14 protein-coding genes, 1 tRNA gene and 1 pseudogene are annotated in these 13,513 nt (G+C 33.8%); 1 reads left to right on the top strand and 15 read right to left on the bottom strand.

Annotation, left to right across the window (positions count from 1 at the left end; translation table 11 throughout):
* The 12 genes and pseudogenes from AB4Y90_RS08440 to folB all read right to left on the bottom strand — a co-directional run.
* Nucleotides 1–906, bottom strand: a pseudogene (locus AB4Y90_RS08440) (aminopeptidase); the annotation flags it as partial.
* 141 nt (nucleotides 907–1,047) lie between these two features.
* Entirely contained in the window at nucleotides 1,048–2,406 is a 1,359-nt protein-coding gene (pyrF, locus tag AB4Y90_RS08435; protein ID WP_441556962.1) for an orotidine-5'-phosphate decarboxylase, read from the bottom strand.
* Between the two features lie 278 nt (nucleotides 2,407–2,684).
* Nucleotides 2,685–3,026 carry a YkvA family protein gene (locus tag AB4Y90_RS08430; RefSeq protein WP_441556961.1) on the bottom strand — a complete coding sequence of 114 codons (342 nt, stop codon included), beginning with the start codon at nucleotides 3,024–3,026 and terminating at the stop codon, nucleotides 2,685–2,687.
* Between the two features lie 82 nt (nucleotides 3,027–3,108).
* Nucleotides 3,109–3,648, bottom strand: a complete 540-nt coding sequence (locus tag AB4Y90_RS08425) for a TlpA family protein disulfide reductase (RefSeq protein ID WP_441556960.1) — start codon at nucleotides 3,646–3,648, stop codon at nucleotides 3,109–3,111.
* A 92-nt stretch (nucleotides 3,649–3,740) separates the two neighbouring features.
* On the bottom strand, nucleotides 3,741–4,304 hold the full coding sequence (locus AB4Y90_RS08420; protein WP_441556959.1) for a thioredoxin family protein: 564 nt from the start codon (nucleotides 4,302–4,304) through the stop codon (nucleotides 3,741–3,743).
* Between the two features lie 15 nt (nucleotides 4,305–4,319).
* A complete protein-coding gene (gene aroC / locus AB4Y90_RS08415) occupies nucleotides 4,320–5,390 on the bottom strand; it encodes a chorismate synthase (RefSeq protein WP_441556958.1) in 1,071 nt (356 codons plus the stop codon).
* 30 nt (nucleotides 5,391–5,420) lie between these two features.
* Nucleotides 5,421–7,076, bottom strand: a complete 1,656-nt coding sequence (locus AB4Y90_RS08410; protein WP_441556957.1) for an LIC_10190 family membrane protein — start codon at nucleotides 7,074–7,076, stop codon at nucleotides 5,421–5,423.
* Nucleotides 7,077–7,131: 55 nt separating this feature from the next.
* The gene (locus AB4Y90_RS08405) at nucleotides 7,132–7,662 is read right to left on the bottom strand and encodes a glycine zipper domain-containing protein (RefSeq protein ID WP_441556956.1); all 531 of its coding nucleotides are present in this window, start codon (nucleotides 7,660–7,662) and stop codon (nucleotides 7,132–7,134) included.
* Between the two features lie 526 nt (nucleotides 7,663–8,188).
* Nucleotides 8,189–8,262, bottom strand: a tRNA-Cys gene (locus AB4Y90_RS08400).
* 49 nt (nucleotides 8,263–8,311) lie between these two features.
* On the bottom strand, nucleotides 8,312–8,812 hold the full coding sequence (locus tag AB4Y90_RS08395) for an RDD family protein (protein ID WP_441556955.1): 501 nt from the start codon (nucleotides 8,810–8,812) through the stop codon (nucleotides 8,312–8,314).
* A gap of 18 nt (nucleotides 8,813–8,830) precedes the next feature.
* A complete protein-coding gene (locus tag AB4Y90_RS08390; protein WP_441556954.1) occupies nucleotides 8,831–10,192 on the bottom strand; it encodes a DUF4403 family protein in 1,362 nt (453 codons plus the stop codon).
* Between the two features lie 27 nt (nucleotides 10,193–10,219).
* On the bottom strand, nucleotides 10,220–10,606 hold the full coding sequence (gene folB / locus AB4Y90_RS08385; protein ID WP_441556964.1) for a dihydroneopterin aldolase: 387 nt from the start codon (nucleotides 10,604–10,606) through the stop codon (nucleotides 10,220–10,222).
* A gap of 54 nt (nucleotides 10,607–10,660) precedes the next feature.
* Between folB and AB4Y90_RS08380 the strand changes: the two genes are divergently transcribed.
* Nucleotides 10,661–10,846, top strand: a complete 186-nt coding sequence (locus AB4Y90_RS08380; RefSeq protein ID WP_441556953.1) for a bacteriocin-like protein — start codon at nucleotides 10,661–10,663, stop codon at nucleotides 10,844–10,846.
* A gap of 37 nt (nucleotides 10,847–10,883) precedes the next feature.
* Here AB4Y90_RS08380 and nadA read toward each other — a convergent pair whose 3' ends face one another.
* The 3 genes from nadA to AB4Y90_RS08365 all read right to left on the bottom strand — a co-directional run.
* Nucleotides 10,884–11,903 carry a quinolinate synthase NadA gene (gene nadA / locus AB4Y90_RS08375; protein ID WP_441556963.1) on the bottom strand — a complete coding sequence of 340 codons (1,020 nt, stop codon included), beginning with the start codon at nucleotides 11,901–11,903 and terminating at the stop codon, nucleotides 10,884–10,886.
* A gap of 119 nt (nucleotides 11,904–12,022) precedes the next feature.
* Nucleotides 12,023–12,586: a guanylate kinase gene (gene gmk / locus AB4Y90_RS08370; protein WP_441556952.1), complete on the bottom strand. Its 564-nt coding sequence runs from the start codon at nucleotides 12,584–12,586 to the stop codon at nucleotides 12,023–12,025.
* 81 nt (nucleotides 12,587–12,667) lie between these two features.
* A partial coding sequence (locus AB4Y90_RS08365) for a YicC family protein (RefSeq protein ID WP_441556951.1) occupies nucleotides 12,668–13,513 on the bottom strand: 846 nt, incomplete at its 5' end.

Here is a 13,513-nt window from a genome sequence, read left to right as displayed (position 1 = left end):
GCGGATATCATTGTTGCCGAAAAAATCTTCTTTTGCCCTGAATTTTTCAGAAATAAAAAGCTGCTCAGGAATAAAACCGATTTTATCTTTAATAAATTTCAATTGCAAAGGAAGATAAAACTCAAGGTTCTGAATTTCCTGTTTGCTGATGTTGTACCCGAATTTTATTTCGGTTTTAATGTCTTCTTTATCAATTTTTATTGTCGGAAACTCATTTTTTGAAATAATAAATTCAGGATCTGAATCTGAATATCCTTTAAACGAAAAGGGCTGAATCTGCTGAAGATTACTCTGAACAAAAGAATCAGATGTCACATCAAAATCAACCGACCAAAAGGTATTGAAATTGACAGATTCTTCAATRTCGTGATAATCTCTTTTAGAAATATTATCAACATCAAAATGATCGGRAACAATAAAAAAATACTTTAACGCCACATCTTGTGCAGAAGTTCCGTACCCTGTAAATTTTTTGTCGGGAAGCTGCATTTTATACTGTAGCTGCAGCTTAATGCTTTTTCCGGGTTCTAAATTTTCATTTAATGGAATAAATAAAGTTTCTTCGGTAATGTTTTGAATAGGAATTGGCTGGTTTTCAGTGTTTTTTATATTTAACTCTAAAACTTTTCCCAATTCTTCCTGTTTTGCAAAATGAAGACTGTTATTACGGTCTTCCAGTTTTCTGTAAACCAAAGATGTACCTCTTTTATGGTACGCCGAGATCCAGCTGAGGAGCTTTATTTTATTTAAATCTTTATCGGAATGATTATGATAGACAATCTCCTGATCAACTTCAAGGATTTTTCTGTCCTGAGATAGCTTTGCATGAATGTAGATGGTATCTTTTTGTGCAGAAACCTGTACAACTCCCAAAATTAAAAAAAGACCAATGCAAAATTTTTTCAAAACCCCGATAAAGCATCAAATATAGCTTATTTTTAAAGGATTATTGTTATGATTTTAGTTAAGATTTGTCAAAATTAAGAAACCTTAATAAAACAAAATTTGCTCCCAAAGAATGAGAGCAAATAATGATTTTATTTATTTCTACAACGAAGCCAGATAAGCATTCCAGCCTTCGTCTTTGTAAATTTCAGAAGCTTCTGCAGGATCTTCAGACCTGTAAATTCCTCTTCCTACAATAATGAAATCGGTATGAAGCGTTTTGAAAACATGTTCTGGAGTATTGTATTGCTGTCCTTTTCCGTCACCGGAATCTGCTAAGTTAACTCCCGGAGTAAACAACAAAATTTCTTCAGGAAGCGCATTCTGAGAAACACCACCGATTACATTCGGGTGAGACAAAGCCACTTTCAGAGCTTCTTCTCTGTAGCTGTTCGTTGTTAAAGTTCCTTTTGAGGACATTCCGATAATGGCAACAACGCCTACATTATTGAAGCAGTCTAAAGATTCAAAACCGCCAATTACCTGAGAAGTTACAAAATCTGCCCAGTCTGTAATTTTGAAAACTCCGCTTGTAAACTGTAGTTCCTGGGTGTTCCCAATGTCAGCAAATTTTCTGTCTTCCATTAATAAGAAATTGTGCTTTGAAGCCAGTTCTTTCAACGGAACGATGGTATTCTGATAATCGAAATCTGAAATAATATCGATGTGTGTTTTTAAAGCAATAATATTCGGGCCTACCTTTTCAGCCAGTTCCAATAATTCCTGAGTTGTTGTAACATCAGCAGAAGCAATTAAGTTAGATTCTTTTGCCAAAGCAGTTTCAAGTAATTTTTTTGAAACAGAATGCTGTGCATGTTCAAATTTTTCCTGGTAAGAAAGTCTTTTCTTTTCTTCAAACTGAATATGATTTCCCAATAAAAAATCCTGAATTCTTTTTACTTCTTCATCGCTCAATTCGCCTTCTTCCTGAAGAATATTACAAACTTCAGAAATGTTAAATAAAGTGTGAACTCTGAAACCTTTGCTTTCCAGAAGCTGCTTTCCGCCTTGTTCTCTGTCAAGAACGACCACGATGTCGGCAACTTTCAGATCTTCCTGCTCAACTTCGGCAATGGTTTCAATCAAAGATTTTCCGGAAGTGATGACATCTTCTACCAAAAGGCAGTTTTGCCCTTTCTGGTAAATTCCTTCAATCATTTTTTTGGTTCCGTATTCTTTTGCTTCTTTTCTTTTAATAATTAATGGAATATAGCTTTCCAGAGACATCGCCGTAGCCATCGGAAGTGCAGCATAAGGAACTCCGCAGATCAAATCAAAATTATCTAAAGGAAGCATTTCCAGTAAATAATTTGCCAGGTTTTTTAAAATTTTAGGATCTGATGCTAAAGGTCTTAAATCTACATAAAACGGGCTTTCGATACCGCTTTTTAATGTAAATCTTCCAAATTTGATGATGCCCAGTTTGTAACATTCCAAAAAGAATTCTTTCTTACTTTCCATTAATTTTTTATTAGATTGTGCAAATTTAAGGATTTGATGTTAAAGTCAATTGTCAATCGTGAATTTTGCTTGAAAAGAAAATTTTACCATTAAGAGCATTAAGTTTTTAAGAAGTGTTAAGAATTAATAAATTGAATTAAGAATATTGCTTAATAATTTTCTTTAATAAATCTAAAAAATCAGAATTAATTTTGATCTTAAAAATTTAATTTCCTTAATGTTTTAAAAATTTAAATCTTATTCAAAAAAAACATCCCCGAAAGGATGCTGTTAATTATTTAGATAATTTCTGCGTCAATTACTTTTGCGCTGTTTGTACTGTATTTCTGCTCGGCTTCCCAAAGAAGAAACTTATCAACTTCCCTTATTAATTTCGGAATGGCTAAAGATAAGACCGCCAAATCATCCAGAACTCCCGCAACAATAATGAAATCCGGAATGATGTCGATGGGAGAGATCACGTAAAGAAGACCTACCAACGGTAAAATAAGATCCATCGACTTTACAGGATATTTACCTTTTCTCCACATATTCACCATTCGGAAAATATCCGGAATTTTTTTTACGAAGCCTTTGTGAGCAATTGCTTCTTTTGCAAGACTGAGTTTTGAATATTTCATTTTTGTGCTTGTTTTTAAATAATTTTCAACTCTGTAAATTTCACAAAAGTTGTACCAACTCAATCTAAATTTTAGTTAAAGTTTATTTAACAATATTATCGATAAACTGGTGAATAGATTCTGCATCCCAATCAGTTGCAGCATCTTCCTTGATTAGGATTCTTCCGTTTTTATCTAAAAGAAAGGTGGTAGGGAACGCCTTCGGAAGTATCTTTTCAGAGATCGGGCTTTGCGCAATATATACAGGAACGGTGTAATTGTTTTCTTTTAAAAACTTTCTTACGGCAGCTTCCTCGTCTTTCATTGCAATCAGAACGAAATCTACATTTTCTTTCCTTCTGTCGTACAATCTTTGTATTGATGGCCATTCTTTTCGGCACGGAGGACACCATGTTCCCCAAAAATTCAGGAAGACCGGTTTGTTTTTAAAATTTTTCAGATTGGTACTCGGTACATTGATTCCCTGCAGGTCGACATCATAATCTTCCTGACTGATGTGTACCGCATTTTCTATTGTGGCGATCGGGAAAAACTGATCTTTAAGAAAATTTCTTACTCCGGGAACTAAAAAAATAACTCCTAAAACTACGAGAATAACAACGTAAATAGTCAGTTTTTTCATAAATTTTGCTTTAAATAAATATAAATCAGAATATTATTAGTTTTGAAATATTGAATTTCAGTCTGTAAACGATCAACAATTAAAAAAACTGTTTATAATAATTCTAAAATTTCCTGAATGGCGTCTTTACCTCTGTTTCTTGAATAGTACACCTGCAGATCATTGTAAAAAGTTTCTCTTGGATAAGCTTCAGGATCGGCTTTAAATTTTAATAATAATTCATGCCCGAATTTCGGACGCGGTCCCCAGGAATTTTTCACATTAAAGTTTTCGTCTAAAATAATAACTTTCGGAATAGATTCGGTTCCGTTTGTTAAAAACTGATTGATCAGACTTTTATCGCTGTCTCTTAAAAAGATCTTTACTTCATTATGACCTTCAAAAAACTTCGCCAAAGCAGGAACGGTTGCACTTGCATCGCCGCACCAGGCTTCAGAAATAATTAAAATTTTTCCGTTGAAATTTTTAGATTTCAGTTCGTTGGTTTGCTCTTCATCGATGACGAATTTTTTCAAGGTTCTGTCCATTCTCTGGATTCCCAACTCGTAATACATTTTATATTCTGCATCTTGCGGAGTCGCAGGATTTTCAAGTCTTTCGTGTGCRATCTGAAGGTATTCTTCAAATGAAATTGCTTTGTCCCAGTAATTTTGCATTACCAATATTTTTATTTAAAAATGATTAATATTTCTTGTTTTATTGATCACAAATAAGTCTGCCAAAACAAATGCAGCCAGACTTTCCACCACAGGAACTGCTCTCGGCACAACACACGGGTCGTGTCTTCCTTTTCCTTCTACGGTTATAGCATTTCCGTGTTTATCGACACTTTCCTGAGGTCTTAAAATTGTGGCAACAGGTTTGAAAGCCACACGGAAATAAATATCCATTCCGTTGGAAATTCCACCCTGAATTCCGCCGGAAAGATTTGATTTTGTAGAAAAATCTATATTAAACTGATCGTTATGCTCACTTCCTGTCATTTTTGCGCCGCAAAATCCGCTTCCGTATTCAAAACCTTTACATGCGTTAATGTTGAGCATTGCTTTTGCCAATTCAGCCTGAAGTTTAGAAAAAACCGGTTCGCCAATTCCTACAGGAACGTTTTTGATAACGCAGGTAATGGTTCCGCCGATTGTGTTTCCTTCTTTTTTGATTTCTTTGATTTTAGAGATCATTTTTTCGGCAGTTTCTGCATCGGGACAACGTACTTCATTGCTTTCTGTTTTAGAAAAATCAAGATCCTGATAAGGTTTTACACAGAAAATTTCGCCAACGGAAGAAACGTAAGCATTGATTTCAATATTCTTTAAAAATTGCTTGGCTAAAGCTCCTGCAACCACCCAATTGATGGTTTCTCTTGCAGAAGATTTTCCGCCGCCGCGATAATCTCTAATCCCGAATTTTTGATCGTAAGTAAAATCTGCATGACTTGGGCGGTAAGAATCTGCAATATGATCATAATCTTTTGATTTCTGATTTTCATTTTCGATCATAAAGCCAATCGGAGTTCCTGTCGTTTTTCCTTCGAAAATCCCGGAAAGAAATTTTACGGTATCGCTCTCTTTTCGTTGGGTAACGATCGCCGACTGACCTGGTTTTCTGCGATCCAGCTCATATTGAATTTTTTCAAAATCGACTTCCAGACCTGCAGGAAAATTATTGATGATTCCGCCGTACGCTGCGCCGTGACTCTCGCCAAAAGTTGTAAGGCTGAGAAGATTACCTAAAGTATTGAACATAATACAAAATTACCGTTTTTTATTCAGATATTAAAGTCTTTCGCAACTGGTTTCCAGATAACTCTTTTCGATGAGCCTGATTGATTTATCCAGCTCTTTTTTTTCTTCAGTGTTAAGTTTTTTCCAGATAAATCCTTTTTTTAAATTGTTTTTATCGATGAGCTGCGGGAATATTTTTTCTTTTTGATAATCGTATAAAAAGCTTTCTGAAATTGCAGGAACGGGGGTATCAATGCTAAAAGTATATTTTTTTGAAACATTAAACTTAAGGTTTCCGATCTTAAAAGAATGGTAGTAATTGTATTCGTAATATGAAGGTTTTAAAAGCTGCTTTTTTTCAAACGGAGTAAGGTTTTTTCCAAGCTTAAAACTGGGAATAAGCTTCTGAACGATTTTCGGCGATGAGAAAAGACTTATAAAAGCTACAGCTAAAACCGAGGAAATTAAAATTGCATTTTTCTTATTTAAATTTTTGAAAAATACTACAAAAAACATAACGAAAAATACATCGATAAAGAACCGGTACTGAGCAGAAAAAGATAATATTAAAAGACTTTTAACCAATATCGAAATGCAGATTAAGCTAATGGTTTTATTTTTTTTAATAACAGAAAATGTAATAAATCCAACTAAACTCAAAACAAAAAAAATATTGATAACAGATTTGATCCCATCTAAAAAAAGCCATTTTGTAATGTATTCGAGCCACGAAAACTTTAAAATTTCCGAATAAGAATACTGCTCGTCAAAAGTTTTTACAATGGCAAATTGTGATGAAGCTTTTAAGAGTTCAGGATTGGGTTTCCAGAAAATTCCTAAATCGAAAACGGTTAAAGGGAAAACGGGAAAACCGAATGTCCAAATATTTTTTATGATGAATAAAAGGAAAACAAACGATCCTAAGATAATTTTTTTAAAACGAAATCCGGAATTGAAAACAGAGTAGAGCAGAATGAAAAGCGGCAGCCAAATAACGGTGGGTTTTATGGCAAATGTGAAGACTGAAAACGCAAATAAGAAAGCCAGATTTTTATTGCAGGACAAAATTTCATTCAGAATAATGAGAGAAAATACAATTACAGGGAGATCCGGACTTGGAGACTGAGAAAAAATAAGAAAAACCGGAATGAAAATAAATTGAATCCAGCTTTTGTTTTCAACAATATAAATACTGTAAACAATAAGTAAAATTGCATTTAGTCTTAAAAAAGGATCGGCAAAATTACTAAACCCGGCCTGTAAAATATGCCAAACCGACATTTGCCCCAAAATTAAATCTAAATTGGAAATCCCTTTTACCAAACCATATTCTGTAAGCCATTTGATGGAAGGAATATAATACCCGAAATGGTCTAAAATAAAAGGATGAAAGGATCCGCAGAATAAAATAATAACTGCCGAAATCCCTAAAATAACAGAATCTTTTTTTGAAAATTCATAAAAATCGAGATAGAGTTTTTCTTTAAAAAAATAAAATAATCCAATTAAAATAGCTGGAATTTCAATATATAAATTGAGCGGAACAAAAAATGACAGAATGGTAAAAATTAAAACTAAAGAAAAAATGCCTGTTAAAATTTTCCCTGAAATTCCGTTTAAGCTTTTTCCGATACTGTTTTCCAGCAGCTTTCCCCAACCCATTAAGGTTGTAATCAAAAAAATTGAAGAGCATAAAATAAGCAGCATAAAAAAAGATTGCTYAAAAATAAGCAATCTTTCATATTTTTTTAGAAATATTTAATTATTTAGGTTGTACTCTTCCGCTTTTTCTATCCTGCGCTCTACCTAAAGTATATCCTGTTGCACCACCGATGATACCACCTACAACGGCGCCACCACCACGGTTTTTCTTGTTAACAATCGCTCCTAAAGCAGCACCACTCACTACCCCGATTGCAGTACCTTTTGCAGCTTCGCTGATTCCTTTTTTCTTGGCAGTAGTTCCTTGTGACGAACTTCCTGCAGAAGAACCTCCACTGTTAGAAGCCGGGGCGTCTCTGTATATTGTTTTTGTTTCTCTGATCACCTGAGGTTTTGCAGCAGCAGCGGTTTTGGCTTTTTCTACTTCAGCTATACTGTCGGCTCTTTTTTGCTCTTCATAAGCAAATCTTTCTTTTTCGATGGCCAGTTTTTGCTTTTCTATATCAAGCTGTCTTGCCTGAAACTCCAGTTTCTGCTGTTCTAGTGTTTTTTCTGCGACTTTGTTGTCATTCTTATTACAGGCTGTCAATGTAAATATTGAGATCACACCTGCTAAAACTATATTTTTCATAACTCAAATTTTTCTATTATTAAAACTTTTTAAAGTCTATACAATGATAATTTCAATTATGAAGCCAAGGTTTAGTTAAGGAAGTGTTAAAATTGTAAAAGAGGTTTCATTTTTGATAATAAAATAAAGAGGATATTATTTTAAGAATACGGTTTTGAAAAACTTAAATCTCTGATCTTGGAGAATTTTATTTTTCGTTACCGTCTGTTTTTCATATCTTTATGTAACTAAAAAACTAACCAATGGAAACCTCAGATTTTTTTTCACTGATTGAAAATTTAATTTTATTAGGGTTTGTCTTACTGTTTATTTTTATAATTTCTTGTTATTTAAAACATCGGAGCAGTAAGTCAGGATTTTGGTATTACAGCCAAGGATTCCCTCATTATAAAAAGTATTTTTCAAAAAGGCAGCCCAATTAATTTCATTATCACTAAGTTATTGTATTTTTTCGCTTACCTGTTGATTTAGATGAAATTTTTAAAAATAAAAAAATCCCTAAACTGAAATAGATTAGGGACTTAATTGGAGGTGCCTAGCGGATTCGAACCGCTGTAGATGGTGTTGCAGACCACTGCCTAGCCGCTCGGCCAAAGCACCATTTTTAGGTGGTGCAAATATAGGAAAATAATAATGTTCTCCAAATTTTTTATGCAATTTCTTTTACACCAATGTTGTCAATTTCCATTTTAGCATTTACAGCTTCATTATATTTTCTGATATTAATTACCCGGGTTTCTGTCCAGCTATCATGCCATCCGTTGTAGCCTAAAAATGAAACTGCATTGAACGGGACTATTCTGCAAAAGCTGCGATAGAGTATTTGCGTCATGGAAGGTTTTGAGCCGTCAATGCTAAGTACTTTTGTATTCGTAATAAGCTTACCTAAAGTTCTGCCGTTAGAAAAATTTTCAAAAAGGAAATAATATAAAGTAGCAACAATTATTCCCATCAAATACTCCCAGAGAAAGCTGTTGTTATTGTAAAAGTAAAAGAAAAAGCTCTTTGACGTAAGGTTGTATAATATAATTGAAATCAGGGAAAGGAAAAAGTTTATAATGACTAAAGCAATTAAGTCGATAATGTAGTTAGCTAATCTAATTCCTTGTGAAGCCTTGTTGTCTTCAACAATTTTTAAATGTTTTCTCATAATTTATGTATTATTAGTTTAAAACCCTTTTAAGGTAAATTTCAGATTTGCGTTGGTATCAATTACGGCGGTAATTCCCGAGTCATTTAAAAGAATCTGATGAGGTTTCAGGTTAAAAACTTTGCCGGTCATTTTTAATCCTTTGTAATATTCTTTATTAAATGCTTCTTCGATGCTTTTTTTAGATGATGTTTCAAGTTCATCAGTCGGGATTCCGTATTCGTCTTCAATCATCTTTACGATCTTTCCTTTAAAAAGTGAAGTCGCTAATTTTTGAAGAAGGTTTGATGTTTTAAGTTTAAATTTCGTGTCTGAAAGCACTATTTTTCTTTTTGTTTCATCATAGACAGGAATTCCCGAAATAAATGCGGTTCCGTTTACATAACCTTCCGTATCGGCTTCTATCATAATGCGATTTTCTTCGCCATACACTTTTATATCTGTGATTTTAACTTTAGAATCTCTGATGTCAAATTCTTTATTTAAAAATGTTTTTTTTGCAATATTGGTTGCTTCAGAAAAAGGAATATTGGCAGTAGTCTGCAATACGAATTGATTGGCAAGAAGCGGGATAAAATTAAAATCCATCACGGCTCTCACGGGTTGCGAAGCTTCCGGTTTTATTCCGGTATAAGTTTCCGAAAAAATATCGATACCGATATTGGTGTCAATTTGATTTCCGTAAAATTTAAGTGGGGTAATATTTACGTTAATGGGAGTAATTTTCAGCCACGTATTATATTCTTCCGAAATATTAAAAGGCTGTGAAAAAGCGTTCCAGGCTAAAACCGCATACTGCTGAAAATTGAGCTGAGAAGCCATTTGCTGATCAATGGTTTTGCTGAAACTGTACTGTTGTTCTTTCAGGCTTTTTTCAACCAGCGATGTAATAGGAATTTTAATTTTACCATAATCTAAAACAGGTTTTTTTACCCATTTAAAACCCATTGGTTGCGTAGAAGTACTTACCGTCCAGTTATTTTTAAAGCTTAAAGCGGTTTTAAAATACATCACGGTTTCAAAAGTAGTTTCCTGATACGTGTAAACTCCTAAAGTTCCGATGCCTTTTTCTGCCCAGATTTTTAGAGGAACTTCAATGAAAATATTCTGATTGGCATCTCCAACTAATCGTATCGGGCGGGTTTTCCAGACTTTTACTTTAAACTGGTCATTATCGTTATCAGTATAAGAATCATCCTGAAAAATCACGTCTTTTACCGATGCATTAATCATATTGCTGATCTCAGATAACGGAATGGTTACCGGCATTGTAATGCTCGATTTTATTTTCGGAAAATTGTAAATAGCATCTCCGGAAGTTTTGTTTTGCCCAAAAATACTGATCGAAAACAAAAGAAATAATATGCTGAATATCTTCATTGTGTTTTTAATTTTTAAAACTGAAAATTACTCATTTTCTGTAATTCCGCCCAATAAAAAACTTTTTTCAAGCTCAATACTCGCTCCTTTCATTTCACCCTTCATTGGCGGACTGGTTTTGGTGATCTTTAATTTTATATAAGAAATCTGATTAAATTTTTCGTTGATTTTACTGATAATTCTTCCTGCAACATGTTCGAGCAATTTAGATTTAATTTTCATTTCCTCATGAATGATGTCGTTAATATCTGCATAGCTTATCGTGTCATTCAGATCATCAGATTCTGCTGCATCCCAAAGATCTGTATGGATTTCGGCATTTAAAATATAATAGGTTCCGATAATGTTTTCTTCGGGGAGAACGCCGTGGTAAGCGTAAATTTTTACATCTTCTAAAAAGATCTTGCTCATAATTTTTTTATATAAAACAAAAGTATTATTTTTAATAACTAACTAAATCAAATAAATATGAAAAATCTTAAAAAATTACACAGAGGAGATTTAAAATCTATTAATGGTGGTGCGGTTTGCAACGAAAATTGTCCTCCCGGACCTTACGGTCCCAATTTTCCAAGCTCATGCGAAGCTTTTCACGCTTTGCCGCAATGTTGTAAGACCAGAGTTCTGGTACATGCGGATTGTTTTCCTCAATAAAAAATTAAAAGCACTGTGAATAACAGTGCTTTTTATATTATTTAATGCTTTTCGAAAGATCGAGCATTGCCTCAATCGGCTTAAGCGCTTTTAACCGAAGTTCTTCTTCAATAATGATTTCCGGAAGTTCATATTTCATACATAAATACAGCTTTTCCATTGTATTTCGTTTCATATAAAAACATTCCGAGCAATTACAGCTTTCATCAAAAACCAAAGCAGGAATCAGTTCTTTATGTGGTGCACGTTTTCTCATTTCGTGAAGAATTCCTTCTTCTGTTGCTATGATAAATTTCTGGCAATCGTCTTTTTCAACAAAATTTAAAAGCGCAGAAGTAGAACCAATGAAGTGAGCCAATTTCAAAACAGCCTCTTCACTTTCAGGATGTGCAATCATTTTTGCATCAGGATTGTCTGCCAATTGTTTTGCGATTCTTTCCATAGAAAATGCTTCGTGTACGATGCAGCTTCCATCCCAAAGAATCATGTCACGACCGGTTTTTTTAGATAAATATCTTCCTAAATTTTTATCTGGTGCGAAAATAATCGGTCGGTCCGTCGGTAAAGCTTCAATTACGGTTTCAGCATTTGAGCTGGTTACAATAATGTCACTTTCTGCTTTGGTTTCTGCATTACAGTTGATATACGTTGCAATTAAAGCATTCGGATGTTGCTCACGCATTTTTCTCAAACCTTCACCTGAACAACCGTCTGCCAAAGAACATCCCGCCATTGTATCGGGAAGAACAACTTTTTTGGTGGGGTTCAGGATTTTTGCAGCTTCTGCCATGAAATGTACTCCGCAGAATACGATCATATCGGCATTGGTTTCTTTTGCCTGTCTTGCCAATTGAAGAGAATCTCCCAGGAAATCTGCAATATCCTGAATTTCTCCCGGTTGATAATAATGCGCCAAAATAACGGCATTTTTTTCTTCTTTCAGTTGGAGAATCGCTTTTACCAAATCTTCTCCTTGAGGAATGTCAATATCTTTCAAATCTAAAAATCCTTTTACAGGAAGTGTAGATTTAGCTTTTTCTAATGTTTCGGTGCTCATTTCAGCCTCAATGTTTTTGTTCATTAGAAATTAGAAGTTAGAAATTAGAAATTAGTAGTGATGTCGTTTGATTTTTAAAGTCTTCAAACTACCATCACCCAGCTTCTATCATCCGGCTTTTAATTTCCTATAAAACTTTTTATTAAACTTTCTATTTCTATTTTTGCTTCACTCAAATCGCTGTTGATCACGATTTTGTCAAATTCTATCGCATAGGTAAGCTCTTCTTCGGCTTTTTCTACGCGGGTTTTTATGGTTTCGGCATCATCGGTGTTTCTTGAGATCAATCTTCGTTCCAGCTCAGCAATCGAAGGAGGTTCTATGAAAATGGATAATGCTTTTTCTCCAAAATATTTTTTTAATGAAATTCCGCCTTTTACGTCTACATCAAAAATAACAACTTTTCCCTGATTCCAGATCTTTTCAACTTCAGATTTTAAGGTTCCATAATATTTATCGGTATAAACTTCTTCAAACTCCACAAATGCGTCTTCAGAAATTTTCTGTTTGAATTCTTCAGGTGAAATAAAATGATAATCAACAGTATGAATTTCACTTCCTCTCGGCTGTCTCGTAGTGCATGAAATTGAAAATTCCAATTCCGGAATTACTTCCAGAGCGTGTTTTACCAATGTTGTTTTTCCGCTTCCCGACGGCGCTGAAAATATGATAACTTTATTCATAAATAATGATTGATGATTGATAATGATAATTGATTAAAATTTGATTGCTATTCTGATCAATTATCATTTATCAACTATCATTTATAATACATTAAGCGTCTGTTCTTTAATTTTTTCAAGATCATCTTTCATCATTACTACCAATTTCTGAATTTCAGCGTGATTGGCTTTTGAACCTAAAGTGTTGATCTCTCTTCCGATTTCCTGTGAAATAAATCCTAATTTTTTACCATTAAAATCTTCATTTTCCATTACTTCAGAATAATATTTCAAATGCTGGGAAAGTCTTACTTTTTCTTCAGAAATATCAAGTTTTTCGGTAAAATAAGCCATTTCCTGATAGAAACGAGTTTCGTCAACGTTTTCGAATTCTTTTAATGTTTTCAAATAACGCTCTTTCACAGAATTAATCCTCACTTCTTCATAAGGAATAACTTCTGAAAGATATTTGTCTATATTTTTGATATTTCTTTCCAGTTCTTCGTGAAGAATCGCACCTTCTGTTTTTCTGAATTCCTGAAATTTATCAACCGCACTGTTAACGATTTTAGCCAAAGCTTCCCATTCTCCTTCACCCAATTCATCTGGCCTTGAAGTAATTGCATCCGGAAGCCTTACTGCCATTTTAAGATATTCAAAATCTGGTCCGTCTGAAGCAATATTTTTTAGTTCATTCATGTAAGAATCGATTAAACCTCTGTTGATTTTCACATCATTGGTTTCTTCAAGATTTTCAATATTAATGTAGCAATCTACCTTTCCACGGATGATTCTATCGTTGAGAATTTTTCTTACTTCAAATTCTTTTTCTTTGTAACGTAAAGGAATTTTGATATTCAGATCAAAGCTTTTGCTGTTCAGAGATTTAATATCGATCGAAATTTTTTTTCCTTCAAAAACACCTTCGGCTCTACCAAAGCCGGTCAT

The organism is Chryseobacterium sp. 2TAF14 (assembly GCF_052115105.1).
In the GTDB taxonomy this organism is placed as follows: Bacteria; Bacteroidota; Bacteroidia; order Flavobacteriales; family Weeksellaceae; genus Chryseobacterium.
This window is presented reverse-complemented; position numbering and strand designations above follow the sequence as displayed.